Source organism: Seohaeicola saemankumensis, assembly GCF_042678485.1.
Taxonomy (GTDB): Bacteria; Pseudomonadota; Alphaproteobacteria; order Rhodobacterales; family Rhodobacteraceae; genus Seohaeicola; species Seohaeicola saemankumensis.
The window spans coordinates 583,039-609,818 of record NZ_JBHTKR010000001.1 but is presented as its reverse complement, the minus strand read 5'-3'; the positions used below and the strand labels follow the sequence as shown (position 1 = coordinate 609,818).

General features: G+C 63.6%; 30 protein-coding genes. 2 read left to right on the top strand and 28 right to left on the bottom strand.

Translation table 11 applies throughout. From position 1 onward, the window contains the following. Nucleotides 1–78 precede the first annotated feature (78 nt). On the top strand, nucleotides 79–1,719 hold the full coding sequence (locus ACFQ3C_RS02880) for a DEAD/DEAH box helicase (RefSeq protein WP_380788921.1): 1,641 nt from the start codon (nucleotides 79–81) through the stop codon (nucleotides 1,717–1,719). 77 nt (nucleotides 1,720–1,796) lie between these two features. On the opposite strand, the gene ACFQ3C_RS02875 is transcribed toward ACFQ3C_RS02880, so the two are convergent. Both ACFQ3C_RS02875 and ACFQ3C_RS02870 read right to left on the bottom strand, forming a co-directional pair. Beyond that, nucleotides 1,797–2,639 (bottom strand): hypothetical protein, encoded by an 843-nt coding sequence (locus ACFQ3C_RS02875; RefSeq protein ID WP_380788920.1) that lies wholly within the window; start codon nucleotides 2,637–2,639, stop codon nucleotides 1,797–1,799. 1 nt (nucleotide 2,640) lies between these two features. After that, nucleotides 2,641–3,078: an ABA4-like family protein gene (locus ACFQ3C_RS02870; RefSeq protein ID WP_380788919.1), complete on the bottom strand. Its 438-nt coding sequence runs from the start codon at nucleotides 3,076–3,078 to the stop codon at nucleotides 2,641–2,643. Nucleotides 3,079–3,182: 104 nt separating this feature from the next. On the opposite strand from ACFQ3C_RS02870, the gene ACFQ3C_RS02865 reads away from it, so the two are divergent. Continuing rightward, nucleotides 3,183–3,788, top strand: a complete 606-nt coding sequence (locus ACFQ3C_RS02865) for a TetR/AcrR family transcriptional regulator (protein ID WP_380788918.1) — start codon at nucleotides 3,183–3,185, stop codon at nucleotides 3,786–3,788. A 25-nt stretch (nucleotides 3,789–3,813) separates the two neighbouring features. Here ACFQ3C_RS02865 and ACFQ3C_RS02860 read toward each other — a convergent pair whose 3' ends face one another. From ACFQ3C_RS02860 to ACFQ3C_RS02735, 26 genes are all read right to left on the bottom strand, one after another. Then, the gene (locus tag ACFQ3C_RS02860) at nucleotides 3,814–5,487 is read right to left on the bottom strand and encodes a ribonuclease J (RefSeq protein WP_380788917.1); all 1,674 of its coding nucleotides are present in this window, start codon (nucleotides 5,485–5,487) and stop codon (nucleotides 3,814–3,816) included. Beyond that, nucleotides 5,484–6,263, bottom strand: coding sequence for a type III pantothenate kinase (locus ACFQ3C_RS02855; RefSeq protein WP_380788916.1), 780 nt, complete (start codon nucleotides 6,261–6,263; stop codon nucleotides 5,484–5,486). Before ACFQ3C_RS02855 ends, ACFQ3C_RS02860 begins: the two co-directional genes overlap by 4 nt. An 11-nt stretch (nucleotides 6,264–6,274) precedes the next feature. Then, entirely contained in the window at nucleotides 6,275–6,973 is a 699-nt protein-coding gene (locus ACFQ3C_RS02850; protein ID WP_380788915.1) for a biotin--[acetyl-CoA-carboxylase] ligase, read from the bottom strand. A gap of 52 nt (nucleotides 6,974–7,025) precedes the next feature. Then, nucleotides 7,026–8,465: an NADH-quinone oxidoreductase subunit NuoN gene (nuoN, locus tag ACFQ3C_RS02845; protein WP_380788914.1), complete on the bottom strand. Its 1,440-nt coding sequence runs from the start codon at nucleotides 8,463–8,465 to the stop codon at nucleotides 7,026–7,028. A 15-nt stretch (nucleotides 8,466–8,480) separates the two neighbouring features. Next, a complete protein-coding gene (locus ACFQ3C_RS02840; RefSeq protein ID WP_380788913.1) occupies nucleotides 8,481–10,022 on the bottom strand; it encodes an NADH-quinone oxidoreductase subunit M in 1,542 nt (513 codons plus the stop codon). After that, entirely contained in the window at nucleotides 10,022–12,142 is a 2,121-nt protein-coding gene (gene nuoL / locus ACFQ3C_RS02835; RefSeq protein WP_380788912.1) for an NADH-quinone oxidoreductase subunit L, read from the bottom strand. Before nuoL ends, ACFQ3C_RS02840 begins: the two co-directional genes overlap by 1 nt. A 4-nt stretch (nucleotides 12,143–12,146) precedes the next feature. Continuing rightward, on the bottom strand, nucleotides 12,147–12,452 hold the full coding sequence (gene nuoK / locus ACFQ3C_RS02830) for an NADH-quinone oxidoreductase subunit NuoK (protein ID WP_274558757.1): 306 nt from the start codon (nucleotides 12,450–12,452) through the stop codon (nucleotides 12,147–12,149). Between the two features lie 80 nt (nucleotides 12,453–12,532). Next, on the bottom strand, nucleotides 12,533–13,135 hold the full coding sequence (locus ACFQ3C_RS02825) for an NADH-quinone oxidoreductase subunit J (protein ID WP_375573831.1): 603 nt from the start codon (nucleotides 13,133–13,135) through the stop codon (nucleotides 12,533–12,535). A gap of 2 nt (nucleotides 13,136–13,137) precedes the next feature. Then, nucleotides 13,138–13,545 (bottom strand): carboxymuconolactone decarboxylase family protein, encoded by a 408-nt coding sequence (locus ACFQ3C_RS02820; protein ID WP_380788911.1) that lies wholly within the window; start codon nucleotides 13,543–13,545, stop codon nucleotides 13,138–13,140. Next, nucleotides 13,542–14,036 (bottom strand): NADH-quinone oxidoreductase subunit NuoI, encoded by a 495-nt coding sequence (nuoI, locus tag ACFQ3C_RS02815; RefSeq protein WP_380788910.1) that lies wholly within the window; start codon nucleotides 14,034–14,036, stop codon nucleotides 13,542–13,544. The genes ACFQ3C_RS02820 and nuoI overlap by 4 nt, the downstream gene beginning before the upstream one ends. 1 nt (nucleotide 14,037) lies before the next feature. Further along, nucleotides 14,038–15,075 (bottom strand): NADH-quinone oxidoreductase subunit NuoH, encoded by a 1,038-nt coding sequence (gene nuoH / locus ACFQ3C_RS02810; protein ID WP_380788909.1) that lies wholly within the window; start codon nucleotides 15,073–15,075, stop codon nucleotides 14,038–14,040. Nucleotides 15,076–15,081: 6 nt separating this feature from the next. Beyond that, entirely contained in the window at nucleotides 15,082–15,483 is a 402-nt protein-coding gene (locus ACFQ3C_RS02805; protein WP_380788908.1) for a hypothetical protein, read from the bottom strand. After that, the gene (gene nuoG, locus ACFQ3C_RS02800; RefSeq protein WP_380788907.1) at nucleotides 15,483–17,468 is read right to left on the bottom strand and encodes an NADH-quinone oxidoreductase subunit NuoG; all 1,986 of its coding nucleotides are present in this window, start codon (nucleotides 17,466–17,468) and stop codon (nucleotides 15,483–15,485) included. The genes ACFQ3C_RS02805 and nuoG overlap by 1 nt, the downstream gene beginning before the upstream one ends. Nucleotides 17,469–17,474: 6 nt before the next feature. Beyond that, complete coding sequence (locus ACFQ3C_RS02795) at nucleotides 17,475–17,900, bottom strand: DUF5333 domain-containing protein (protein ID WP_380788906.1); 426 nt, start codon at nucleotides 17,898–17,900, stop codon at nucleotides 17,475–17,477. Between the two features lie 133 nt (nucleotides 17,901–18,033). Continuing rightward, complete coding sequence (locus ACFQ3C_RS02790; protein ID WP_380788905.1) at nucleotides 18,034–18,387, bottom strand: hypothetical protein; 354 nt, start codon at nucleotides 18,385–18,387, stop codon at nucleotides 18,034–18,036. A gap of 5 nt (nucleotides 18,388–18,392) precedes the next feature. Next, on the bottom strand, nucleotides 18,393–19,688 hold the full coding sequence (gene nuoF, locus ACFQ3C_RS02785; RefSeq protein WP_380788904.1) for an NADH-quinone oxidoreductase subunit NuoF: 1,296 nt from the start codon (nucleotides 19,686–19,688) through the stop codon (nucleotides 18,393–18,395). A 5-nt stretch (nucleotides 19,689–19,693) separates the two neighbouring features. Next, the gene (locus ACFQ3C_RS02780; protein WP_380788903.1) at nucleotides 19,694–19,918 is read right to left on the bottom strand and encodes a DUF5337 domain-containing protein; all 225 of its coding nucleotides are present in this window, start codon (nucleotides 19,916–19,918) and stop codon (nucleotides 19,694–19,696) included. Nucleotides 19,919–19,945: 27 nt separating this feature from the next. After that, the gene (locus tag ACFQ3C_RS02775) at nucleotides 19,946–20,602 is read right to left on the bottom strand and encodes a hypothetical protein (RefSeq protein ID WP_380788902.1); all 657 of its coding nucleotides are present in this window, start codon (nucleotides 20,600–20,602) and stop codon (nucleotides 19,946–19,948) included. Nucleotides 20,603–20,651: 49 nt separating this feature from the next. Further along, entirely contained in the window at nucleotides 20,652–21,800 is a 1,149-nt protein-coding gene (locus tag ACFQ3C_RS02770) for an NADH-quinone oxidoreductase subunit E (protein WP_380788901.1), read from the bottom strand. Next, nucleotides 21,800–22,084: a hypothetical protein gene (locus tag ACFQ3C_RS02765; protein ID WP_380788900.1), complete on the bottom strand. Its 285-nt coding sequence runs from the start codon at nucleotides 22,082–22,084 to the stop codon at nucleotides 21,800–21,802. Before ACFQ3C_RS02765 ends, ACFQ3C_RS02770 begins: the two co-directional genes overlap by 1 nt. A 2-nt stretch (nucleotides 22,085–22,086) precedes the next feature. Beyond that, entirely contained in the window at nucleotides 22,087–23,301 is a 1,215-nt protein-coding gene (locus ACFQ3C_RS02760) for an NADH-quinone oxidoreductase subunit D (protein WP_380788899.1), read from the bottom strand. Further along, nucleotides 23,301–23,909 (bottom strand): NADH-quinone oxidoreductase subunit C, encoded by a 609-nt coding sequence (locus ACFQ3C_RS02755; protein WP_380788898.1) that lies wholly within the window; start codon nucleotides 23,907–23,909, stop codon nucleotides 23,301–23,303. The genes ACFQ3C_RS02760 and ACFQ3C_RS02755 overlap by 1 nt, the downstream gene beginning before the upstream one ends. Before the next feature lie 55 nt (nucleotides 23,910–23,964). Then, on the bottom strand, nucleotides 23,965–24,498 hold the full coding sequence (locus ACFQ3C_RS02750) for a NuoB/complex I 20 kDa subunit family protein (protein ID WP_068286593.1): 534 nt from the start codon (nucleotides 24,496–24,498) through the stop codon (nucleotides 23,965–23,967). After that, on the bottom strand, nucleotides 24,489–24,854 hold the full coding sequence (locus tag ACFQ3C_RS02745) for an NADH-quinone oxidoreductase subunit A (RefSeq protein WP_068286590.1): 366 nt from the start codon (nucleotides 24,852–24,854) through the stop codon (nucleotides 24,489–24,491). The genes ACFQ3C_RS02750 and ACFQ3C_RS02745 overlap by 10 nt, the downstream gene beginning before the upstream one ends. Nucleotides 24,855–25,140: 286 nt before the next feature. Then, nucleotides 25,141–25,926 carry a crotonase/enoyl-CoA hydratase family protein gene (locus tag ACFQ3C_RS02740; protein ID WP_380788897.1) on the bottom strand — a complete coding sequence of 262 codons (786 nt, stop codon included), beginning with the start codon at nucleotides 25,924–25,926 and terminating at the stop codon, nucleotides 25,141–25,143. Continuing rightward, the gene (locus tag ACFQ3C_RS02735) at nucleotides 25,923–26,780 is read right to left on the bottom strand and encodes a hydroxymethylglutaryl-CoA lyase (RefSeq protein ID WP_380788896.1); all 858 of its coding nucleotides are present in this window, start codon (nucleotides 26,778–26,780) and stop codon (nucleotides 25,923–25,925) included. Before ACFQ3C_RS02735 ends, ACFQ3C_RS02740 begins: the two co-directional genes overlap by 4 nt.

Below are 26,780 nucleotides of genomic sequence, written 5' to 3'. Positions count from 1 at the left end.
GGATAACCACGGGGCCAGAGGGGCCCGACCCCCATCAGACGCAACGGGCCGTGACGTGTCCGTTATCAACGGATACACATGATAAAATTCTCTGATCTCAAACTCGACCCCAAGGTCCTCAAGGCGATTGAGGACGCGGGGTATGAAACCCCTACCCCCATTCAGGCCGGGGCGATTCCGCCCGCCCTGGAAGGCCGTGACGTTCTGGGAATCGCCCAGACCGGAACCGGCAAGACCGCCAGCTTCACGCTGCCGATGATCACGCTGCTGGCCAAGGGCCGCGCGCGCGCCCGCATGCCGCGCAGCCTGGTGTTGTGCCCGACCCGCGAACTGGCGGCCCAGGTGGCCGAAAACTTCGACACCTACACCAAGTATCACAAGCTGACCAAAGCGCTGCTGATCGGCGGCGTCTCCTTCAAGGAACAGGATCAGCTGATCGACCGTGGTGTCGACGTGCTGATCGCGACGCCGGGCCGTCTGCTGGATCATTTCGAACGCGGCAAGCTGCTGCTGACCGGCGTGCAGATCATGGTCGTGGACGAAGCCGACCGGATGCTGGACATGGGCTTCATCCCCGATATCGAGCGGATCTTCAGCCTGACGCCCTTCACCCGTCAGACCCTGTTCTTCAGCGCCACCATGGCGCCCGAGATCGAGCGGATCACCAACACCTTCCTGTCCGCCCCCGAGCGGATCGAAGTGGCGCGCCAGGCCAGCGCCTCGACCACGATCACGCAGGGCGTGGTCATGTTCAAGGCCAGCCGCAAGGATCGCGAAGCCAGCGAAAAGCGACAGCTTCTGCGGGCCCTGATCGACGCCGAAGGCGAGAAGTGCAAGAACGCGATCATCTTCTGCAACCGCAAGACGGATGTGGATATCGTCGCGAAATCGCTGAAGAAATACGGCTATGACGCGGCCCCGATCCATGGCGATCTGGAACAGTCGCAGCGCATGCGTACGCTGGATGGGTTCCGCGATGGCACGCTGCGCTTTCTGGTGGCATCCGACGTGGCCGCGCGTGGCCTGGACATTCCCAACGTCAGCCATGTGTTCAACTTCGACGTGCCCAGCCATGCCGAAGACTATGTGCACCGCATCGGCCGCACCGGGCGCGCCGGGCGCAGCGGCACCGCGATCATGATCTGCACCGGGCGTGACGACAAGAATTTCGCAGATGTGGAACGCCTGATCCAGACCGAGATCCCGCGCCTGGCCAATCCGCTGGATGGCGTGATCATGCCTGCAAGCGACGATGAGGCCGAGGGCGAGGCGCGGACATCATCCTCGCGCAGCCGCTCGCGGTCCTCACGCGGACGTTCGGGTGACAAACCCGCACCCAAGGACAAGCCGGAAGACGCGCAGATCGAAACCCGCCGCGAGGAGAAACCGCGCGACGAGAAACCGCGCGATGACCGTCCCCGGGATGAGAAGCCGCGCGAAGATCGACCCCGTGAAGATCGTCCTCGCGATGACCGTCCCCGTGAAGATCGTCCCCGTGACGACCGCGCCCGCAACGACAAACCCCGCGACGACCGTTCGCGCGACGCAAAGCCGCGCGAGGACCGTGCGCCTGAGGGACGCTCGGACGATCGGCGTGATCGGCCGCGTGGCGGTCAGGGACGCGATTCGGGGCGCGACAACGGCCCCAAGGTTGTCGGCATGGGCGACCACCTGCCCAGCTTCATCGCGCTAAGCTTTGACGAGCGGCGCACGGTCTGATCGGCCAACCAGATCCGCAGACAGAAACCCGCACCGTTCCCCGGTGCGGGTTTTTTCTTGTGCAGCCCCGGCGCAGATCAGACCGGAAAGACCGGCAAGCCCATGATCGCCATGGCAAAACCTGCAAGTGTCACCAGCACGAAACCCGCCGACACGGCCCAGACTGCCCGCAGCGCCGCGGCATCGGACAGCATCCGTGACGCCACCAGCCCCGCCAGCGGGATCACATGCATCGCATGGGTCGCCAGGAAATGCGGAAGACGCAGATCGCCCACCTCGCGCGACCAGCCCATGACCGGCACCCGCGCATCGGTGATCGGCACCCCAACCAGATGCCCCGGCTGCGATGACATGTATCCCGCCACCACGACGGTCAGCAGAAATGTCAGGACCAGCCCCAGCACCACGGACAGGCGCAGCGCCGCATCGGACAGGCCGGCCGGATTGCGCCAGATCGCGATGCCATAGACCAGGCTGGCCGAGGTCAGCGTGACGGCGAACAGTCCCATCAGGCCATAAAGCCCCTCCATCACCGGGGACGACAGGTTGAAATGCGAGGCGGTTCCGAACATGGCTGCACCACCGATCCAGGCCACTTCCCCCAGGATGCAAAGGATCACGACCGCGGAAAAGATCCTGAAACCGCGCCGGTCAAGCATTCCGGCAGGCAGGAAGCGCGCGAAGAACGCAAGGCTCAGAAGGTAGAACGCCAGTGCGAATTCGAACTTCAGGGGTTTCAGCCAGATGCTTTCGCCTTGAAACAGGCGCGGATCAATCAGCATCGCAAGACCGGTCGGGATCATGCTGCACAGCAGGACAGCCCCAAGCACGGCAAGGCGCGGATCGGGTCCGAACAGGGCGGGGATCATCCCGCGCAAGGACAGGGCGGGCATGGGCGGGGAAAAGGTTGCATCGGTCATATCAAGCCTCGATTTCGCGGGGGGTGACAAGGCGGCGCATGGCGCCGATGGACAGGAACAGGATCAGACCGGCAGGGCCGAACAGGAACGTCAGCAGCAGGCAGGGCAGCACAACCAGATGCGGGATGCCGTCACGCCGTGCCTGACGCGTGATCCAGCCCCCGATGAACAGATCGAAGGCCAGAAAATGCACCCATCCCGCCAGCGCCATCCAGGGGTTGGACAACAGCAGCATCACATTGGCCAGACTGTCGAAACCGCCCTGCCCTTGCCACCAATACCCCAGGATCACGGCCGTATATCCGACCGACAGGATCGCAGGGATGATGACCCCGCCGATCCGGTCGGCCCATTTCGGCGCCAGCGGCGCCAGCGCAAGAAAGATCCAACCGATCATGGCGATCGGACCGGCGATCTGGAACAGGCTGTCAGGGGTCATGGCTTACCTCATCTGGACATTGGCAAGATAAAGATGTCATTTCCATCTGGACACTGTCAAGACTATAACTTGACGCTGTCAAGATGATGGATTAAGGGGATGAAATGACGGAAGAAAAGACAGCCTACCATCACGGAGACCTGCGCGCGGCCCTTCTGGCCGCCGCCGAATCCGTGCTGGCGGAAACCGGGGTCGAAGGGTTTTCCCTGCGCCGCGTCGCGCGCGAGGTCGGTGTCAGCCACTCGGCCCCGGCGCATCACTTCGGTGATACGCAAGGGTTGCTGGCGGCGATGGCCACCGCAGGGTTCCGACGTTTCCTGGCCGCGATGCAAGCGCGACAGGCGGCTTGCGCCAGCGATGATCCCGAAGCGCTATTGACCGCCTCGGGGCTGGGCTATCTGGATTTCACCCTTGCCGCCCCGGCGCTGTTCAAGCTGATGTTCGGATCAGACCGGGTTGATACCTGTGACCCGGATCTTGAAAAGGCGTCTGCCGCCGCTTTCGATCATCTGGCCCGCGATATTGCCCGCCTGCGCGGTGTCTCGCCCTATGACGATCAGGACGCCATGGCCGATGTCATGGCCAGCTGGAGCATGGTGCACGGGTTCGCGTCACTGCTGCTCTCGGGGCGGATGCACAGGGTGCAGGCGATGACGCAAGTGGAACGCGAGGCGTTCTTTCGCAAGGTCTTTGCCCGCGTAACCCATTGATCACGCGGGCAAGCCGGTTTTTTCTTCAGGCGCTAAGCCGGCTGATGACCACTGTCACCTCGGGCTTCTTGCCGATCTCGTCCAGCGCTGTCTGGCGGACGATCTTTTTCAGCTGCTGTTCCAGCTTGTCGTCATCGGCCAGCGTCGCCTCGGACGCGCGGTTGATGAATTGATCCAGATCCGCCTCAAGAACCTCGACCAGGGGCGCGCGTGACCGTCCCGTCTGGGCCAGCCCCATGATCTCGCACCAGGGCTCGCCCAGGGGCTCGTTCTCGTCGTCCAGGATCAGGGTCACCGTCACATGCCCGTTCAGCGCCATGCGGATACGATCGCGCACCACCCCGTCCAGCGCGCCCACCTGCGCGGACCCGTCCAGATAGGTGCGCCCGGTTTCCACATAGCCTGCCACGCTGGGTTCGTTGCCGCCCAGGTTGACCATCATCCCGTTCGGGGCCAGGATCGACTGGAACCTGTTGCCCTTGGCGATCTTGACCATCTCGCGCAGGTGGCGGTGTTCGCCATGCATCGGGATCACGATCTGCGGCTTGACCAGCTTTTGCATGTATTCGATATCGGGCCGGTTGGCATGGCCGGACACGTGGTACTTGCCATTGCTGTCATCGACCACGTCAACGCCCATTTCGCTGAACTGGTTGATGATGCGGATCACACCCTTTTCGTTGCCGGGAATCGTCTTGGACGAGAACAGGAACAGGTCCCCATCCTTCAGCACGACCCCCTGGTACTTGCCATTGGCCAGCTGCGCGCTGGCGGCGCGGCGTTCGCCCTGGCTGCCGGTGACGATCAGCATGACGTTGTCACGCGGCATCGCCATGGCGTCTTCGGGGCTGACAACCTTGGGAAAGGACGACAGAACCCCGGTGTCCACCGAGGCTTCGATCATCCGGCGCATGGCGCGCCCCATCAGGCAGATCGACCGACCTGCCGCCTCGCCCGCTTCGGCCAAGGTCTTGACCCGTGCCACGTTGCTGGCGAATGTCGTCGCCACGACCATGCCGCGCTGCGCCGAGATCAGCTCGACGATCGCAGGGCCGAGGGTGGATTCCGACCGGCCTTCATGGGTGTTGAACACATTGGTGCTGTCGCAGATCAGCGCCTTGACACCGGGTGCGGCCACCTCGGCCCAGAGGTCGGGATCGAAGGCCTCGCCCACCAGCGGGTTATGGTCGATCTTGAAATCGCCCGTGTGGATGACGCGCCCCTCGGGGGTGTCGATCACCAATGACGAGCTTTCGGGAATGGAATGCGAGATCGGCAGGAAACCCACGGTGAACGGCCCCGCGGTCACGGTTTCGGGCCATTTCGACACGGTTTTCACGACCTTGTCGGAATAGCCGTATTCGGCCAGCTTGCCCCGCGCGATATTCGAGGTGAAGGCACGCGCATAGACCGCTGGCTGTCCCAAGCGTTCGAACAGATGGCCGATGGCGCCGACGTGATCCTCATGGGCATGGGTGATGAACACCGCCTCGATCCGGGTCTTGCGTTCTTCCAGCCAGGCGATATCGGGCAGGATCAGGTCAACGCCCGGTGTGCCATCCATATCGGGAAAGGCCACGCCGATGTCGACGACGATCAGCCGCTCGTTATCGGGCGCGCCATATCCGTAGACATAGCAGTTCATCCCGATTTCCCCGGCACCGCCGAGGGGAAGGTAGATCAATCGTTTGCTGCTCATATGTTGCCTTGGTCCTTGTTGTATTTGTGAATGACCGTCAGGCCATGAATGGTCAGATCGTCTTCGATCGTGTCGAACAGGTTTTCGGCCTGGGCAAACAGCGGCGCCAGCCCGCCGGTGCCGATCACCTTCATCGGTGCGCCGTATTCGGCCTTGATGCGGGCGATCAGCCCATCAATCAAGCCGATATATCCCCAGAACACGCCGGATTGAATGCAGGCGACCGTATTCGTGCCGATCACCTTCTCGGGTTGGCTGATATCCACATGCGGCAGGGCCGCCGCCCCGGCATGCAATGCCTCAAGGCTGAGGTTCACGCCCGGCGCGATCACGCCGCCGACATAGGCCCCATCATCGGAGACGACATCGAAATTGGTGGCGGTGCCGAAATCCACGACCACCACGTTGCCGCCATGCCGGTCGAAGGCCGCAACCGCATTGGCCAGACGATCGGGACCGGGGCGCGTGCCCGCATCGACGCGGGGCGCCACCGGCAGCAGGCAGTCGGGACGCCCCACCACAAGGGGCCTACAGGCGAAATAGCGATCCGCCAGAACCCGCAGATTGAACACCACGCGCGGCACCGTGGACGAGATGATGACCGCGTTGATATCCATCGGGATCTTGTTATGGGCCAGCAGCGTGCTGAGCCAGACGTAATACTGGTCCGCCGTGCGCTGATGCTCGGTCGATGTCCTGAGCGTGCAGAGGATGCGGGTGCCGTTCCAGATCGAGAAAACAGTATTTGTATTGCCACAGTCGATGGCCAGAAGCATGTCAGCAATCCTCAGAAGAACACATCGGCCGCAGCGATGCGGCGCGGGCCTTGCGGCGTTGATAGGACAAGTTGACCCTGCTCGTCCACCGTATCGAAGCGGCCTGTCACCTCTTCGCCCGGAAGGCGGGCGGTGATCACCTCGCCCCGGCGCGCGGCGCGATCCATCCATGCGGTGCGGATCGGGGCAAAGCCATAGGTGGCAAACTGCGCCTCATGGCGGGCGAAGGCCGGGGCCAGCAGGTCCAGGAATTCTTCGGGCGTGACCGATGCGCCGGTTTCCGACAGCAGCGACACAGGCCGCAGCGCGCCCGCTTCCACCTGCGCGGCCCCCGGTGCCTGCGCCAGGTTGACACCGATCCCGATCGACAGCGCATCCCCACGAGGCCCGATGGTTTCCAGCAGGATGCCCGCCACCTTGCCCCCGTTCAACAGAACGTCATTGGGCCATTTCAGCGCGAAACTGCCCGCGCGTCCGGTCACCGCGGCAAAGGCATCATGCAGCGCCAGCGAGGCCACGAAAGACCGCAGCGCCGCTGTGGCCGGCGCGATTGGACCGGGCAGAACCAGTGTTGCAGCGAAATTGCCAGCCGGATGGCGCCATTCGCGCCCCCGCCGCCCGCGCGCCGCCGTCTGGTGCAGCGCCAGGATCCAGGTCGGGCCGCGCAGATCGCCAAAGCGGCGCGCGGCCTCGTTCAGGGTGCTGTCCACCTCTGGCAGCACAACGCGGGCCGTGCCCTGTGGCCAGCCCGCAGACTGCGCGTCAGTTGACAAGCGTGGCCGCAGCGGCGGCCGCCGCGCCTTCGATCCCGAACAGGTTGACCACACCGAACAGCATCGCCGCCGCCGAAGCCATCAGGAAGGCCCAGAGCACCGGGGATTTGCCGCCGTCCAGTTCCTCGCCCTCATCGCCGAAATACATGTAGAAGACGATCCGCAGGTAATAGAAGGCCCCGATCACCGAGGCGATCACACCGGCAATCGCCAGCCAGGCCAGGCCCGCGTCATAGGCGGCGCGCAGCACGTAGAACTTGCCGAAGAAGCCGACCAGCGGCGGCACGCCCGCAAGGCTGAACAGCAGGATCAGCATGGCCAGCGCGCGACCCGGCTCGCGCTTGGCATACATGTTCAGCGCGGCGATGTCGGTGACGGGCTGGCCGTCCTTTTCCATCGACAGGATAAAGGCAAAGGTGCCGACATTCATTGTCACGTAGATCGCCATGTAGACCAGCATCGCCTGCACGCCGAACACGGTGCCTGCGGCCAGACCCATCAGCGCATAGCCCATATGGGCAATCGACGAGAAGGCCATCAGGCGCTTGATATTGCGCTGCCCGATTGCGGCAATCGCGCCCAGGAACATCGACAGCACCGACAACAGCGCAAGGATCTGCTGCCAATCCGCCGTCGCCCCGCCAAAGGCGTCATGCAGCACCCGCGCAAAAAGGGCCATCGCGGCCATCTTGGGGGCGGTCGCGAAGAAGGCGGTGACTGGCGTGGGCGAGCCTTCATAGACGTCCGGTGTCCACATGTGGAAGGGCACGGCCGAGACCTTGAAGGCCAGGCCCGACATCACGAAGACCAGGCCGAACAGCAGGCCAAGCGACATCTGCCCCTCGCCCGCCGCGGCGATGATGCCCGAAAACAGCGTTGTGCCCGCATAGCCATAAACCAGCGAGGCGCCATAAAGCAGCAACCCCGAGGACAGTGCGCCCAGGATGAAGTACTTCAGGCCCGCCTCGGTCGATTTCAGGCTGTCACGCCGCAAGGACGCGATGACGTAAAGCGCCAGCGATTGCAGCTCCAGCCCCATGTAAAGCGCCATCAGGTCGCCCGCGCTGACCATCACCATCATGCCGACAACGCTGAGCGATACCAGAATGGGATATTCGAAGCGCAGCAGCCCGCGCCGTTCCATGTAGTCCTGGCTCATCAGCAGCACGGCGGCAGCCGACAGCAGGATGGTGACCTTGGCGAAACGGGCAAAGGCGTCATCGTGGAACATGCCACTGAAGGCCACGTTGGACCCTTCGCCATTCAGCCCGATCCACGCGGCCAGCAGCACGAAAGCGCCCGAGGTCGTCCATGTCAGCAACGGCGCGACCTTGTCCTTGCCGGTATAGACCCCGAACAGCAGCGCCGCCATCGCATAGAGCGACAGCAGGATTTCCGGCAGGATAATGGTCAGATCAGCCTGGATCATCTCTCAGCGCTCCGTTCAGTTCTGCGCCAGCATGGGAAGGGTCGATCCTTCCGCGCGGGCAAGGTCATAATCGGCAATCAGCGCCTCGACCGAGGGGCCGATGATATCGGTCACCAGCGCCGGGTAGACACCCAGCAGCAGGGTCATCACCACCAGCGGCGCAAAGATCGCCTTTTCGCGGCGGGTCATGTCGCTGATCGTGCGAAGGCTTTCCTTGATCAGATCGCCCAGCACCACCCGGCGATAGAGCCACAGCGCATAGGCGGCCGACAGGATCACGCCCGAACAGGCCACCAGCGCTACCCAGGTATTGACCTGGAAGATGCCGACCAGCGTCAGGAATTCGCCCACGAAGCCCGAGGTGCCCGGCAGGCCCACATTGGCCATGGTGAAGAACATGAAGATCAGCGCATAGGCCGGCATCCGGTTCACCAGACCGCCGTAAGCGTCGATGTCGCGCGTATGCATGCGGTCATAGATCACGCCCACGCACAGAAACAGCGCCCCCGAGATGAAGCCGTGGCTGATCATCTGGAAGATCGCGCCGTCGATCCCCTGCTGGTTGGCGGCAAAGATGCCCATGGTCACGTACCCCATGTGCGCCACGGAGGAATAGGCGATCAGCTTCTTCATGTCTTCCTGCACCAGCGCGACCAGGGAGGTATAGACGATGGCGATGGCCGACATCCACAGGACCAGCGGCGTCATCACCTCGGACCCCACAGGGAACATCGGCAGGCTGAAGCGCAAAAAGCCGTAGCCGCCCATCTTCAGAAGGATCGCCGCCAGAACCACCGAACCGGCGGTCGGGGCCTGAACATGCGCGTCAGGCAGCCAGGTATGCACGGGCCACATCGGCATCTTGACGGCAAAGCTGGCAAAGAAGGCCAGGAACAGCAGCGTCTGCAGGCCGCCCACCACATGCACACCCAGAATGCTGAAGCTTTCCGAGCCGAATGTATGGCGCATCAGGGCCGGAATGTCGGTGGTGCCGGCATCCGAATACATCGCCACCATGGCCACCAGCATCAGCACCGAGCCCAGGAAGGTATAAAGGAAGAACTTGAAGCTGGCGTAGATCCGCGCCTTGCCGCCCCAGATCCCGATGATCAGGAACATCGGGATCAGACCGGCCTCGAAGAACAGGTAGAACAGCACCAGGTCCAGCGCCATGAACACGCCCAGCATCAGCGTTTCCAGCAGCAGGAAGGCGATCATGTATTCCTTGACGCGGGTGTTCACATCCCAGGATGCGGCGATGACCAGCGGCATCATGAAGGTGGTCAGCATCACGAAAAGAATGCTGATCCCGTCGATCCCCATCTTGTAGGTCAGCCCCATGATCCAGGTCCGCTCTTCCACGAACTGAAAGCCGGTGTTGGCGGGGTCGAACTGGAACAGGATGAACAAGGACACCAGGAATGTGACCGAGGTCGCGATCAGCGCCAGCCATTTGGCGTTGCGATTTGCCGCCTCTTCCTCGCCGCGCAGGAACACGATCAGGATCAGGGCCGCCAGCGCCGGAATGAAGGTGACGATGGAAAGAAGGTTATCCATTATTCCGCCCCTCCGGTGAGCGTCATCCACGTGATCAGGACCACGATCCCGACCACCATCGCAAAGGCATAGGTGAAGATGTATCCGGACTGTGCACGGCCCGCGAAACGGGTCAGCATCGGGATCACGCCCATGGCCACGCCATTGATCGACCCGTCGATCACATCGCCATCGCCGCGTTTCCAGAAGAACGCGCCGATGAGCCGCGCGGGGCGCACGAAGATCGCGTCGTAGATTTCATCGAAATACCACTTGTTCAGCAGGAACAGATACAGCGGGCGCTGCACCTCGGCCAGTTTGCGCGGCAGTTCCGGGTTCACGATGTAGAACCAGAAGGCCGTCAGGAAGCCGATGATCATGACCACGAAGGGGCTGAACTTGACCCATTTCGGCACCTCATGCGCGTCGTTCAGCACGGTGTTGCCGGGGGCCTGGTGAATCGCCCCCTCGCCCGGTGCGCCGGTGAAGACATAGTGATGGTCGCCTTCGGCCTTGGCCGCGCCATGGCCGTCATCCTTGGGGGCTGCGGCATGATCGTCGGCCTTGGCGTCGCCATGTCCGGCCTCTGCGCCATGGGCGCCCGCCTCGGCATAGGGCACGCCGAAGAATTTGCCCACCGTGTCGGTATGACCGAAGAAGCTGTTGTACCAGACCACGCCCGAGAAGACCGCACCCAGCGCCAGAACGCCCAGCGGGATCAGCATGACCTTGGGGCTTTCATGGGCGTGATCATGGGTGTGCTTGTCGCCGCGCGCCTCGCCGTAGAAGGTCAGGAACATCAGGCGCCAGCTGTAGAAACTGGTGAAAAGCGCCGCGATGACCAGCATCCAGTAGGCATAGCCCCCCGCCGTCGCCGCATAGGCGCTTTCCACGACCGCATCCTTCGAGAAGAAGCCCGCAAAGCCGATATAGGTCATCGGGATGCCGACGCCGGTGATGGCCAGCGTACCGATCATCATCGCCCAGAAGGTATAGGGGATCTTCTTGCGCAGCGCGCCGTAGTTACGCATGTCCTGCTCGTGATGCATCGCATGGATGACCGAGCCCGCGCCAAGAAACAGCATCGCCTTGAAGAAGGCGTGGGTAAAGAGGTGGAACATCGCCACCGAATAGACGCCCACACCGGCGGCCACGAACATGTAGCCCAGCTGCGAACAGGTCGAATAGGCGATCACGCGCTTGATGTCGTTCTGCACAAGGCCCACGGTCGCCGCGAAGAATGCGGTGGTCGCGCCCACGAAGGTCACGAACATCATCGCCTCGGGCGCATATTCCATGATCGGCGACATGCGGCAGACCAGGAAAACGCCCGCGGTCACCATGGTTGCGGCATGGATCAGCGCCGACACGGGCGTCGGGCCTTCCATCGCGTCGGGCAGCCATGTGTGCAGGAAGAGCTGCGCCGATTTCCCCATCGCGCCGATGAACAGCAGGAAGGCGATCAGGTTGGCGGCATTCCATTCGGTCCACAGGAAAGACAGCTGCGTTTCGGCCAGCTGCGGCCCCATGGTGAAGATATCGTCGAAGCGGATCGAATCCGTCAGGTAGAACAGCGCGAAAATGCCCAGCAGAAAGCCGAAATCACCCACCCGGTTGACCACGAAAGCCTTGATCGCGGCCGCATTGGCCGATGGTTTGCGATAGTAGAACCCGATCAGCAGATAGGATGCGACACCCACACCTTCCCAGCCGAAGAACATCTGCAACAGGTTGTCCGCCGTCACCAGCATCAGCATCGCGAAGGTGAAGAAGGACAGGTAGGCAAAGAAGCGCGGCTTGTAGCTTTCACCGTCTTTCCACTGCGGATCGTGATCCATGTAGCCAAAGGAATAAAGATGCACGAGGGCCGACACGGTCGTGATCACGATCAGCATGATCGCGGTCAGACGGTCCAGACGGATTGCCCAATCGGTACTCAGGCTGCCGCTTTCGACCCAGCGCAGGATCTCGACCTGCGTGGTGACGCCGTCGAAGGTCAGGAACACGATCCAGGACAGCAGCGCCGCCAGGAACAGCAGGCCCGTGGTGACCCACATGGCTGCCGTCTCGCCGATGATCCGCCAGCCGAAACCCGCGATCAGGGCCCCGATCAGGGGCGCGAAAAGGATGATCGTTGCCATGGTCTCAGCCCTTCATCACGTTGGCGTCTTCCACGGCGATCGTGCCGCGGTTCCGGAAGAAACACACAAGGATCGCAAGGCCGATCGCCGCCTCGGCGGCGGCCACGGTCAGCACGAAGAGGGTAAAGACCTGCCCCACCAGATCGCCCAGGAAACTGGAAAAGGCGACCAGGTTGATGTTCACCGACAGCAGGATCAGCTCGATCGACATCAGCAGGATGATCACGTTCTTCCGGTTCAGGAAGAGACCAAAGATCCCTATGACGAACAGCGCCGCCGCCACCGTCAGGTAATGTTCCAAGCCAATCATGTCGTCCCTCGGTTCTTCATGTGGCCGGGCCTTGCACCCGGCATGTATCGTTTGCCCAAGACGGGCGGTCGGGGGGGCCCTTACAGACCCTGCCCCGGTTTCACGTCCTTCAGTTCCATCGCCTTGGCCGGATCGCGCCACATCTGCGCCAGCACGTCCTGGCGCTTGATGTCCTTGCGATGCCGCAGGGTCAGGACGATCGCGCCGATCATGGCGACCAGCAGGATCAGACCCGACAGCTGGAACAGCAGGAAATACTTGTCATAGAGCAGCAGCCCAAGTGCGGCCGTATTGGTCACATCCGTGGGGATCACCGCATCGCGCGCCGCCATCGCCCCGTCCGAGGACTGCCAGACGCCGAAGGCCAGCGACAATTGCATCAGAAGCACGACGCCGATCAGCAGCGCCAGCGGCATGTAGCGCGCCATCTCGGCCTTGAGTTCGGCGAAATCCACGTCCAGCATCATGACGACGAACAGGAACAGCACCGCGACCGCGCCCACGTAGACGATCACCAGCAGCATCGCCACGAATTCCGCGCCCAGCAGCACGAACAGACCCGCCGCCGACAGGAAGGTCAGGATCAGCCAGAGCACCGAATGCACCGGGTTGCGGCTGATGACGGTGAACAGTCCCCCCGCCAGCGCGCAGAGCGCGAACAGATAGAAGGCAAAGGCGATCATGGTCATGACTTGTCATCCTCCGTCTCGTCCAGGACCTGCCGCGCCAGTTCCATCGCGCGGGTCATGGAGGGGATACCGGCGAACATCGACATCTGGGCGATGGTCTCGGCGATTTCATCCTTGGTGGCGCCAGCCTCAAGCGCGTGGCGCACGGTCTGGCGCAGGGCGGTGTCGCTTTGCGCGCCCTGCATGGTCAACCCGGCCAGCGTGAGCAGCAGCCGTGTTTTGGCGTCCAGCCCGTCCTTGCTGATGCCCTTGCCGAACCACATTTCCATGGCTTCCTTGGGCATGGTCGGCCACATCTTCTCGAACCCCTTGGGGTCAAAGGAACTCAGCGCCGGGTTCATGGCTTTCACCATTTCCTGGGCCTGGGCCATCATCAGTTCGAATGGGGTTTTTGCATCGGTCATCTGTAGGGCGCATCCAGTTCGAGGTTGCGGGCAATCTCGGCCTCCCAGCGGTCGCCGTTCTCCAGAAGCTTGGCCTTGTCGTAGAACAGCTCCTCGCGGGTTTCGGTGGCGAATTCGAAATTCGGGCCTTCCACGATGGCATCCACAGGGCAGGCTTCCTGGCAGAAACCGCAGTAGATGCATTTGGTCATGTCGATGTCATAGCGCGTGGTGCGGCGGCTGCCGTCGGCGCGCGGCTCGGCGTCGATGGTGATCGCCTGCGCGGGGCACACAGCCTCGCAGAGCTTGCAGGCGATGCAGCGTTCCTCGCCGTTGGGGTAGCGGCGCAGCGCGTGCTCGCCCCGGAAACGGGGGGACAGCGGGCCCTTTTCATGCGGATAGTTCAGCGTGGCCTTGGGCGCGAAGAAATACTTCAACCCCAGCTTGAAGCCCTTCGCGAAGTCCGACAGCAGGAAATAGCCCGCCGCGCGTCCGTAGTCGATCTGCGTCATGTCAGCCTCCAATCGCCCAGCGGGCATAGGCACCGCCAAAGAGTTCGAATTTCGCAAGGAATGCCACGATGACCACCCAGGCCAGGGACATCGGCAGGAACACCTTCCAGCCGATCCGCATCAACTGGTCATAGCGGTAGCGCGGGGTGATCGCCTTCACCATCGCGAAGATGAAGAAGAAGAAAGCCATCTTGCCCACCATCCACAGCGGACCGTCCGGCAGGCCGGGGATCGGCGACAGCCAGCCGCCGAAGAACAGCAGGCTCATCAGCGCGCACATCAGGAAGATCGCGATATATTCCCCCGCCATGAACAGCAGGAACGGGGTCGATGAATATTCGACCTGATACCCCGCCACCAGTTCGGATTCAGCTTCCGGCAGGTCAAAGGGGGGCCGGTTCGTTTCCGCCAGTGCCGAGATGAAGAACAAAAAGACCATCGGGAAATGCGGCAGCCAGTACCAGCTGAAAAAGCCGTAATTGCCATCCTGCGCGCGCACGATATCGCTGAAGTTCATCGACCCGGTCGAGATGATGATCCCGATGATGATCAGGCCGATCGACACCTCGTAAGAGATCATCTGCGCGGCCGAGCGCAAGGACCCCAGGAACGGGTATTTCGAGTTCGACGCCCAGCCCCCCATGATCACGCCGTAAACCTCGAGCGAGGAGACCGCGAAGACATAGAGGATGGCCACGTTGATATCCGACAGCACCCAGCCTTCGTTGAAGGGGATCACCGCCCAGGCGATCATCGCCAGCACGAAACTGGTCAGCGGCGCCAGCATGAAGACGGTCTTGTCGGCACCCGCCGGCACGACCACTTCCTTGACCACGTATTTCAGCGCATCGGCCACGGTCTGCAGCAGGCCGAAGACCCCCACCACGTTCGGCCCGCGCCGCATCTGGACCGCGGCCCAGATCTTGCGGTCGCCATAGACCAGGAACAGAAGGCTGATCATCACGAAGGCCACCACCGCAAGCGATTGCGCCACCAGAAGAACTGCGATCCCAAGCGGGGTTGTAAAGAAGTCAGCCATTGGTCCTCACACCGTCGGTATTCCGTTTTCCGCGCAATGCGCCACAACGACTTCGGCGTCGATGGTCTGCATGCCGCGGGGCAGCTGAGCCGAGATGGTGTAAACCGCATCCCCGCGCCAAAGGCCACCCTGTTCCGTCACATTCGTTCGCAAATGCCGTGCAAATCCGAAGTCTCGGATCAGCGCATATTGCGCGGCCGCGCATTCGGCATAGGCGGCCACATCGTCATTGCCGCGCGCACCGCGCATCGCCACCCGGAACCGCACCAGATCCCCGTCCAGCAGGCGCGTCTCGACGCCCTCGTAGACGGGTGCGAAACGCGTGACATCGGGTGCGGTATCCATGCACCCGGCCAGCACGCCCGCCCCCATCAGCGCAAGAGGGGATATGATCGCCTGCGGTTTCATCACTCGGCCGCCATCGCCTTTTGCTGCCGTGCCTTCGCCCCGGCGCTCAGCTCCGCCATCAGCTGGCTGGCCCGTGCGATCGGGTTCGTCAGGTAGAAATCCGTAATCGCGTTGCGGAAATCGGCCTTGCCCAGCGGTGCGGCGGGCAGCGGGGTCCAGCCATTGTCGGCCAGCGCGTCCACCTCGCCCAGATGCGGGTGCAAGGCCACCATCGCGCGGCGCAGCTGCGCCAGGCTGTCGAAGGGCAGCGTGGCACCCAGTTCCGCCGACAGCGCCCGCAGGATCGCCCAGTTTTCCTTGGCCTCGCCCGGTGCGAAACCGGCGCGCAGCGCCAGTTGCGGCCGCCCTTCGGTGTTCACGAACAACCCGTTTTCTTCGGTATAGGCGGCCCCCGGCAGGATGATGTCGGCCCGGTGCGCGCCACGGTCGCCATGGCTGCCCTGATAGATCACGAAGGCACCCGGCGCGATCTCGACCTCATCGGCGCCCAGGTTATAAATCACCTCGGCCCCGTCGATGGCGGCGGCCATGCCGCCTTCGGTGACGGCGCCCACATCCATCGCGCCAACGCGGGCAGCCGCCGTGTGCAGCACCAGCATCCGGCCCGACAGCGCCATGCAGGCGGCCAGAACAGCCTCGCCATCGGCCTCGCGCAGGGCGCCCTGGCCGACGATGACGATGGCACCCTCGGGCACCTTGACCCCGGCCAGCGCAGCACGGTCCGTGCCCAGATGCGTATAGGGATAGGTCAGATCGACCGCCTCGCCCACCACGGCCACGTTTGCGCCGCGTGTCCATGCCTTGCGGATACGCGCGTTCAGCACCGGCGCCTCGTCACGCGGGTTGGAGCCCACGATCAGAATGTCCGTTGCGGTATCCAGATCTTCGATGGCGACATTACCGACATAGGCGGAACGGTTCCCGACCGGCAGACGCGCGCCATCGGTGCGGGCCTCGACATGGCCGCTCTGCCCCTCGATCAGGGACTTCAGGGCGAACGCGGCCTCAACCGGCACAAGATCGCCCACCAGGCCGGCCAGTTTCTTGCCCTTCATCGCGGCGGCGGCGGCGCGCAGCGCCTCGTCCCAGCCCGCGCGGCGCAGTTTGCCGTTCTCGCGGATATAGGGGGTGTCCAGACGCTGACGGCGCAGGCCGTCCCAGACAAAGCGGGTCTTGTCGGAAATCCATTCCTCGTTCACGCCGTCATGGTTGCGCGGCAAAAAGCGCATCACTTCGCGCCCCTTGGTATCCACGCGGATGTTCGACCCCAGCGCATCCATCACGTCGATGCTTTCGGTCTTGGTCAGTTCCCACGGACGTGCCGTGAAGGCATAGGGCTTGGACACCAGCGCGCCCACCGGGCACAGGTCGATGATGTTGCCCTGAAGGTTGCTGTCCAGCGTTTCACCCAGGTACGAGGTGATCTCGCTATCCTCGCCGCGGCCGGTCTGGCCCATCTGGGTGATGCCCGCCACCTCGGTGGTGAAGCGCACGCAGCGCGTGCAGGAGATGCAGCGCGTCATATGGGTTTCGACAAGCGGGCCCAGGTTCAGATCCTCGGCCGCGCGCTTGGGTTCGCGGTAACGGCTGAAATCGACGCCGTAAGCCATCGCCTGATCCTGCAGGTCGCATTCGCCGCCCTGGTCACAGATCGGGCAATCTAGCGGATGGTTGATCAGCAGGAATTCCATCACGCCTTCGCGCGCCTTCTTGACCATCGGGCTGTTGGTCTTGACCACGGGCGGCTGGCCTTCCGGGCCGGGGCGCAGATCGCGCACCTGCATCGCGCAAGACGCGGCGGGCTTGGGCGGGCCACCCACGACCTCGACAAGACACATCCGGCAGTTGCCCGCGATTGACAGCCGTTCGTGATAGCAGAAGCGCGGCACCTCGACCCCGGCCTGTTCACAGGCCTGGATCAGGGTCAGCGCGCCCTCGACTTCGACTTCATGCCCGTCGATGATGATCTTGCGTAGGTCAGCCATTTGATCTCACTTCAGTCTCAGGAAGGCGCCGATCTGGCTGCCCTTCGCGATTTCCGCCTGACCCAGTTTGCACAGGTCGGCGGTGTTGCTTGGGTCAAGGCCCTGCGTGCGGACATAGGCCTCGCCACGGGCGCGCATCCGCGCCTTTTCGGCTTCGCTGTCCACATAGGCCTTGATCTCGGAGGTGGTGTACCCAAGCGCCTGCGCCTGGGTCCGGATGCTCCAGAGGTAGTTCAGGCCGCGCAGGGTGCGCGGTTCAATGGTCGGGCAGCGGTCGCTGATCTCGATGGCCATGGCCACCCACAGCATCCGGTCGTCGATCTCGGGCAGGTCGCGCAGGTTGGGTTTGCCCGCAGCCATCGCGGGCAGCCCCAGCCCCAGCGCCACGGCGCAGACCATCATCATGTTCGTACCAGAACGGATCATTCGCATGTCACATCTCCTTGCATGCCGCAAAAGGCGGCGGGCGCCATCACGCCCCCCTGCCATCCGGCACAGGTGGGGCGCAGGGTCGCCGCTATGCAATAACAGCCCCTCCGCAGCCCCGATATGACAGCGTCACCCTTCATCCCGCACAACGCCCGGTCAGCACCAGCGCATCACCGTCGAAGACCAGCGCGGTATCCGGGCTGTCCGGTCCGACCTGCCAGAGCGCGGCGGAATTGCCGAAATAGGTGATGCAATGTTTCGTCGCCTCATACCGTCCCGCCTCACGCGCACCGGCCAGCGACTTGCCCGCATCCTGCACACGCACCACGAAATCGGCCGGCGCGGTCTTGTCGAAGGCAACAGAGGCGCGGAAGAACTGGCCGTCAAAGGCCGGTTTGTTCCGGCCGATCAGCCTGTCGGTCACGCCCGTCACCGACGAACATCCCGTCAGTGCCACCACCGCACCAAGCGTCAGAAGGGAAAGCCGCATCCGCCCTACTCCGCCGCCACGGCGCTGACGCGGCCGCTGCGCTTGTGCTTGATGCGATCCTCGATCTCGTCGCGGAAATGCCGGATCAGGCCCTGGATCGGCCAGGCCGCCGCATCGCCAAGCGCGCAGATCGTGTGCCCCTCGACCTGCTTGGTCACATCGAGCAGCATGTCGATTTCCTCGACCTCGGCCTCGCCCTTCACCAGACGGTCCATGACGCGCATCATCCAGCCGGTGCCTTCGCGGCAGGGCGTGCACTGGCCGCAGCTTTCGTGCTTGTAGAACTTGGACAGACGCCAGATCGCCTTGATCACATCGGTCGAGTTGTCCATGACGATCACCGCCGCCGTGCCCAGGCCCGAGCGCTGTTCGCGCAGGTAGTCGAAATCCATGATCGCCTCGCGCATCGCGGCACCGGGGATCATCGGCACGGATGACCCGCCCGGGATCACCGCCTTGAGGTTGTCCCACCCGCCACGGATACCGCCGCAATGGGTCTCGATCAGCTCTTCGAAACTGATCGACATCGCCTCTTCGACCACGCAGGGGTTGTTCACATGGCCCGAGATCGCGAACAGCTTGGTGCCCGCGTTGTTCGGACGTCCAAAGCCCGCGAACCATTCCGGGCCGCGCCGCAGGATCGTGGGCACCACCGCGATGGATTCCACGTTGTTCACCGTGGTGGGGCAGCCATAGAGACCCGCACCCGCCGGGAATGGCGGCTTCATGCGTGGCATGCCCTTCTTGCCTTCAAGGCTTTCCAGCAGGGCGGTTTCCTCGCCGCAGATATAGGCGCCGGCGCCATGGTGCAGGTAGATGTCGAAATCCCAGCCCGACTTGCAGGCGTTCTTGCCGACCAGACCGGCCTCGTAAGCCTCGTCAATGGCGGCTTGCAGGGCCTCTTTTTCGCGGATGTATTCGCCGCGAATATAGATGTAGCAGGCATGCGCGTTCATCGCGAAAGAGGCGATCAGACAGCCCTCGATCAGCGTGTGCGGATCATGGCGCATGATCTCGCGGTCCTTGCAGGTGCCCGGCTCGGATTCGTCCGCGTTCACCACCAGGTAGGCCGGGCGGCCATCGCTTTCCTTGGGCATGAACGACCACTTGAGGCCGGTGGGAAAACCCGCGCCGCCACGACCGCGCAGCCCGGATGCCTTCATCTGCGCGATGATCCAGTCGCGCCCGTTTTTCAGGATGTTCGCCGTGCCATCCCAATGACCACGCGCCATCGCCCCTTTCAGCGTGCGGTCATGCATGCCGTAGAGGTTGGTGAAAATGCGGTCCTGATCCTTCAGCATCACGCCTATCCCTTGTCATCCTGGCGCAACCGCCAGATTTGGTAAATCATCCACATGGCCCAGACGAACCCCGCCAGCGCCATCAGGTCGAACAGGGCGCGGGTGCGCTGGGTCAGACCAAACTGCCCGCCCAGCACCGTGGCCAGGATCCAGAACAGGCCGGTGCCCGCGATGACGATCGCGACCATGCGTCCCTTGCGCGCCAGTTCCGTGTCCCGTTCCCGTGTCATGCCCTATCCGTTCCTGCTCTGCCGACGTCAGTAGACGTCGCCATCCTCGACCCGTTTCGAAAATTCCGTCTCGCCGCCGCTGGCCAGGATCTTTGCCTGGTCCACCCAGTTGTCACGGCTGGCGCGGCCCTTGAAACCGCTCAGGTTCTCATCGACCCAGGCCAGTTCGGCCGCAGTCCAGGCCGCGATCTGATCGAAATGGTAAAAGCCCATCCCGTTCAGCATCTTCTCCAGCTTCGGCCCCACACCCTTGATTTCCTTGAGGTTGTCAGCCTTGCCACCGCGCGCGGCGGTCAAGGTGGCGGGTTTTGCGCCTTCGGCCGCTGTCGCCGCTGTGGCCGGTGCGGCGGGTGCTGCTGCAACGGGTTCCGCAGCAGGTGCCGGGGCTGGTGCAGCGGCTGGTTTCGCAGCGGGCGCCGGGGCGGGTGCCGGTGCAGCTGCGGTTTGCGCGGGTGCGGATGTGTTTTCAGCCTCGTCCAACCCGGCCTTCACGCCACCCAGCGGCGGCAGCGGCTTGCAGAAGATCAGGGACATCAGCCCCCCCAGCACGACAAAGATGACTGCAGCGCCGAATACGGCCTGTATGAAACCCCATCCGCCAAGCGCCAGCAGCATCACGAAGGCCACAAGGCCCGCAGCAGCGCCCATGGCCCAGCATGCGATCTGGCAACTGCTTTTCTTCATCGGCTCACCCATTGTTCCAACTCCCTGTTGCTATCCGTTCGGTCCTGTCTCAGACCTTGCCCTTCTTAGCACGGTTGGAGAATTCAGTCTCGCCCCCTTCGGCCAGGATCGCGGCCTGCGCGACCCAGTCGTCACGGGTGACGCGCCCCTTGAAGCCTTCCAGGTTCTGATCGACCCATGCGACCTCTTCCGAGGACCATTGGGCGATCTGGTCGAAATGGTAAAAGCCCATGCTGTGCAGTAGCGCCTCAAGCTTGGGGCCGACACCCTTGATCAGCTTCAGATCATCGGCCCCGGCCTTGCGCGGCGCCTTCATGGTCTTGGGCTTTGTCCCCTCGCCCGCAGCGGGGGCCGGGGTGGCAGCAGGCTTGGCGGCAGGCTTTGCGATCTTTTCGGCCGCATCGGGGGTCGGCGCCTTGGGCGCGGCCTTGGCCTTGGGTGCGGCGGCTTTCGGCGCGGCTTTGCCCTGCCCCACCTTGTCCTGCCCTGCCTTGCCTTGCCACGGTGCGGTCAGCGGCACTTCGGTGCCGTCGATCCGCTTGACGGTATCGCCGATATCGACAGCCAATTGGGCCGACGCGTTATACTGCGTCTTTCCGCTGTCCATATCCTTGAGGCTGGTCAGGCCGGACAGCGGTTCGGAGGCATAGCGCCCGTTCTGCGGACCGGGCACCGGCACCTTGCCAGCGGCCAGTTCGTCGATGATCTCGCCCAGCCGCTTGGCGGTCAGATCCTCGTAATAATCCTTGCCGATCTGCGCCATCGGCGCATTCGCGCAGGAGCCCAGGCATTCCACCTCTTCCCAGCTGAACTTGCCATCGGCGCTCAGCGCATGGGGCTTGTCGGCGATCTTTTCGCGGCAGACGGCCACCAGATCCTCGGCCCCGCAGATCATGCAGGTCGTGGTGCCGCAGATCTGGATATGGGCCACGGACCCGACGGGTTGCAGCTGGAACATGAAGTAGAACGAGGCCACTTCCAGCGCGCGCATATAGGCCATGCCAAGCATCCCGGCCACATATTCGATCGCCGGACGGGTCAGCCAGCCTTCCTGCTCCTGTGCGCGCCACAGCAGCGGGATGATCGCCGATGCCTGGCGGCCTTCGGGGTATTTGGTGATCTGCGCCTCGGCCCAGGCCTGGTTGGCAGGCGTGAAGGCAAAGCTTGCGGGTTGGTCGTGATAGAGACGGCGAAGCATCAGGCACAGACTCCGGTGGTAAGTTTGATCCCGCCTTCCGGCAGGCTTTCGGCGCGGCGCGCGGCCAGCTGATACTGGGTCATCCCCAGCAACTGCTCACGGGTCAGGCCGGTCTGGATGCCGACGGCAAGGTAATCCGGTTCGGTCACAAGCGTGCAGCCAAGGCTGGCAACGGCGGCCTCGTAATTGGCAAGGTCAGCGGCCGATGTGCCGGTCGGCGGCGTGGCGCAGGCGGCCAGAAGCACCCCCGCGCCGGCCAGAAGGGCGGAATAACGCAAAGCCATGCTCAACGGTCAATCTCCCCGAACACGACATCCATCGTCCCGATGATCGCAGCCACATCGGCCAGCTGATGGCCCTTGGCCAGGTAATCCATGGCCTGCAGATGCAGATAACCCGGCGCGCGCAGCTTGGCGCGGTAGGGCCGGTTGGTGCCATCAGCCACAAGGTAGACGCCGAATTCGCCCTTGGGCGCCTCGACGCAGGCATAGACCTCGCCCGCCGGAACGTGGAAACCTTCGGTATAAAGCTTGAAGTGATGGATCAGCGCTTCCATCGAGGTTTTCATATCCCCGCGCTTGGGCGGCGTGATCTTGCCGCGCGCCATCACATCGCCCTTTTCCACGCGCAGCTTGGCAATCGCCTGGCGGATGATGCTGACCGACTGGCGCATCTCTTCCATCCGCACGAGATAGCGATCATAGCAGTCGCCGTTCTTGCCCACGGGGATCTGGAACTCGAACTCGTCATAGCATTCATAGGGCTGCGCGCGGCGCAGGTCCCAGGCCAGGCCCGAGCCGCGCACCATCACGCCGGAAAAGCCGTAGGTCTGGATATCTTCCTCGGTCACGACACCGATATCGCAGTTGCGCTGCTTGAAGATGCGGTTTTCGGTCAGCAGACCGTCGATATCGGCCAGAACCTTGGGGAATTCCACTGCCCAGGTATCAATATCCTCCAGCAGGTCATCAGGCAGATCCTGATGCACGCCGCCGGGCCGGAAATAGGCCGCATGCAGGCGCGCGCCGCAGGCCCGCTCGTAGAAGATCATCAGCTTTTCGCGTTCCTCGAAGCCCCAGAGCGGCGGGGTCAGCGCGCCCACGTCCATCGCCTGCGTGGTGACGTTCAGCAGGTGGTTCAGCACGCGGCCGATTTCGGAATAGAGCACCCGGATCAGGCTGGCGCGGCGCGGCACCTCGACCCCGGTCAGTCTTTCGATGGCCAGGCACCAGGCATGTTCCTGGTTCATCGGAGCCACGTAATCCAGCCGGTCGAAATAGGGCAGGTTCTGCAGGTAGGTCCGGCTTTCCATCAGCTTTTCGGTGCCACGGTGCAGCAGGCCGATATGCGGATCGCAACGCTCCACGATCTCGCCGTCCAGCTCCAGCACCAGGCGCAGCACACCATGCGCGGCAGGGTGCTGCGGGCCGAAGTTGATGTTGAAGTTGCGGATCTTCTGCTCGCCCGTCTGGGCGTCGTTGAATCCCTTGGAGCCGTCCATCACTTCGCCCCCTCTTTCTTCTCGTCACCCGGAAGAATGTATTGCGCCCCTTCCCAGGGACTCATGAAATCGAACTGGCGGTATTCCTGCACCAGCTTGACGGGCTCGTAGACGACACGCTTCTGCGCCTCGTCATACCGCACCTCGGTGTAGCCGGTGGTCGGGAAATCCTTGCGCAGCGGATGGCCGCGAAAGCCGTAATCGGTCAGGATGCGGCGCAGGTCCGGATGGCCGGTGAACAGGATGCCGAACATGTCGAACACCTCGCGCTCGAACCAGTTGGCCGAGGGGTGCACATTCGAGATCGAATGCACCATCTCGTCTTCGCGCACGGCCACGCGCAGGCGGATGCGCTGGTTCCGGTACATCGACAGGAAGTGATAGACCACGTCGAACCGCTTTTCGCGGCTGGGGTAATCCACGGCGGTGATGTCGACCAGGCTGGAAAAGCGGCAGTTGCGGTCGGTTTTCAGGAACTCGACAAAATCCTCGATATTCGAGGGCGCGATATCCATGTTCAGCTCGCCATGGCTGACATCCCAGGACAGGACGCATTGCGGTCGTCTGGCCGCGATATGCTGTCCCAATTCGTTCAACGCGTCACTCATTGTGTCGTTCCTTCTGGAGGCGAGGCGGCGGCCCCTGTCGCGGGGGCCGCGCGCATCAACGCACGATCGTTCCGGTACGCCGTATCTTGCGCTGCAGCTGCATCAGACCATAAAGCAGCGCCTCGGCGGTGGGGGGGCAGCCCGGCACATAGACATCGACCGGCACGATCCGGTCACAGCCGCGCACGACCGAATAGCTGTAGTGGTAATAGCCGCCGCCATTGGCGCAGCTGCCCATCGACAGCACGTAGCGCGGTTCGGGCATCTGGTCGTAGACCTTGCGCAGCGCGGGCGCCATCTTGTTGGTCAGCGTACCGGCCACGATCATCAGATCGGACTGGCGCGGGCTGGCGCGCGGCGCGATCCCGAAGCGTTCCGCATCATAGCGCGGCATCGAGGTATGCATCATCTCGACCGCGCAGCAGGCCAGACCAAAGGTCATCCAGTGCAGGCTGCCGGTCCGCGCCCAGTTGATGATATCCTCGGTCGAGGTCAGCAGGAAACCCTTGTCGGCCAGCTCGGCATTCAGGGCCTGCGTGGCATGTTCGCGGTCGCCGCCCGCGGTATTGGCGCCTGTCATCACTCCCATTCCAGGGCTCCCTTCTTCCACTCATAGGCAAAGCCCACGGTCAGCACGGCCAGAAAGACCATCATCGACCAGAACCCCACCATGCTGACATCCTGGAAGGCCACCGCCCAGGGAAACAGGAAGGCGATTTCCAGATCGAAGATGATGAACAGGATCGATACGAGGTAGAAGCGCACGTCGAATTTCATGCGGGCATCGTCGAAAGCGTTGAAGCCGCATTCGTAGGCGCTGACCTTTTCGGGATCGGGATTCCGCACCGCGATGATCACGGCCGACAGGATCAGGACAAGGCCAAGTCCGATGGCAATGGCCAGAAAGACCAGGATGGGCAGATATTCCCTAAGCATCCCTTCCAAGAGTGGCTCCTTCCGCGCATCAAAGCGCAATCTGCTGGCTACAGGTTTGCGCGCAGGTTTACTCCTGCCCCCGGTCAGGGTCAACCGAGAGGCCGTCACATTCGCCGCTTTGCAGGTGTCCGGAAAAGGTAGCGCATACAATGGGATACCGAAAAAAGCCCCCCTCCATGCGTCAAATCGTCTGGATAACGGCGCGAAGGAACGTCTGAATATTCAAGGCATTGGCCGAAAATTGCCGCGATGCGGCATGGTGATGCGCGATTCTGACAGGCGTGGCCGGGATATCCTATCCCTGCCAGCGCGGCTTGCGCTTGTCGAAAAACGCGCCGATCCCTTCGGGGGCCTCGATGCCTTCCCAGCAGGCGGTCAGTTCGGCGATGGTATGCTCGATCGTCGCCGCGTCGATCACCGGCCCCAGGCGCCGCAGCAGCGCCTTGGCGCGGGCGACGGCCTGCGGGGCACAGTCCAGGTAGGGGGCAACCTCGGCCGCGACGGCGCTGTCCAGGGCGTCGGCGGGAACGGCGCGGGCCAGCAGACCCAGCTCCACCGCCTCGGCGGCGGCAAAACGCCGGCCCGACATGAAGACGCGCCGCGCCCGCGCCTCGCCCATGCGGGCACAGACATAGGGGCCGATGGTGGCCGGGATCAGGCCCAGCCGCGTTTCGGTCAACCCCATCAGCACCCCATCCGCCCCGATCGCGATGTCACAGACCGAGGCCATGCCCACCCCGCCGCCAAAGGCATTGCCCTGCACCCGCCCGATCAGGGGCTTCGGCAGCGTGTTCAGCGCCTGCAACATCCAGGCCAGCTTGGCCGCCTCGCGCCCGCGCGTCACGGCATCCGCCGCCATCTGTTCCTGCATCCAGCCAAGATCGCCGCCCGCGCAAAAGCTTTTGCCCCGCGCCGCCAGCACGACCACGCGCACGGCCTCATCCGCGCCCAGCGCCTGCGCCGCCTCGGTCAGCTCTGCGATCATCCGCGCCGACAGCGCATTGTGCTTGTCCTGCCGCGCCAGCCAGACGGTCGCCACCCCGCGACTGTCCCGTTCGATCTCGATCGTCTCATAGGTCATTGCTGCCCCCTCATCGCCCGCGCCATCGCCGCGGCCCTGTCCAGTACCGCCGCATCCAGCCCCGTCTGATAGCCCAGCGCGGTCAGCCGCGCCTGCACCGCTTCCGTCGCCACATTGCCCGCGGCACCCGGCGCATAGGGGCAACCGCCAAGGCCGCCCACGGCCGCATCGAAGACCCGCAACCCGCGCGCCAGCGAGACCTCGATATTCTCCAGCGCGCGCCCCGCCGTATCGTGGTAATGCCCGGCCAGTTGCCCGGCAGGCAGCTCGTCCAGCACCGCCGCCAGCATGGCGTCGATCGTCTCGGGCCGTCCCTGCCCGATGGTGTCGCCCAGGCTGATCTCGTAGCAGCCCATGTCGCGCAGCGCCGCCGCGACCCGCGCCACCTGCGCCGGCGCCACCGGGCCGTCATAGGGGCAATCGGTCACGCAGGAGACATAGCCGCGCACCGGCAAACCCGCCGCCCGCGCAGCCTGGGCCACAGGGGCGAACCGCTCAAGGCTTTCGGCGATGCTGGCATTGATATTCGCCCGTGAAAACCCCTCCGAGGCCGCGCCGAAGATCGCCACCTCATCGGCCCGCGCCGCAAGCGCCGCCTCCAGCCCCTTCATGTTGGGCGTCAGCGCCGCATAGCGCACCCCGGGCGCGCGCCGGATGCCCGCCAGCACCGCGCCGCTGTCAGCCATCTGGGGCACCCATTTGGGGCTGACAAAGCTGGCCACCTCGATCCGGCGGAAGCCCGCGCCGCTCAGGCAATCGACCAGGGCGATCTTCTCGGCCACCGGAATGGCGCGCTTTTCATTCTGCAACCCGTCGCGCGGCCCGACCTCGAAAATCTCGACATATTCGCCCAT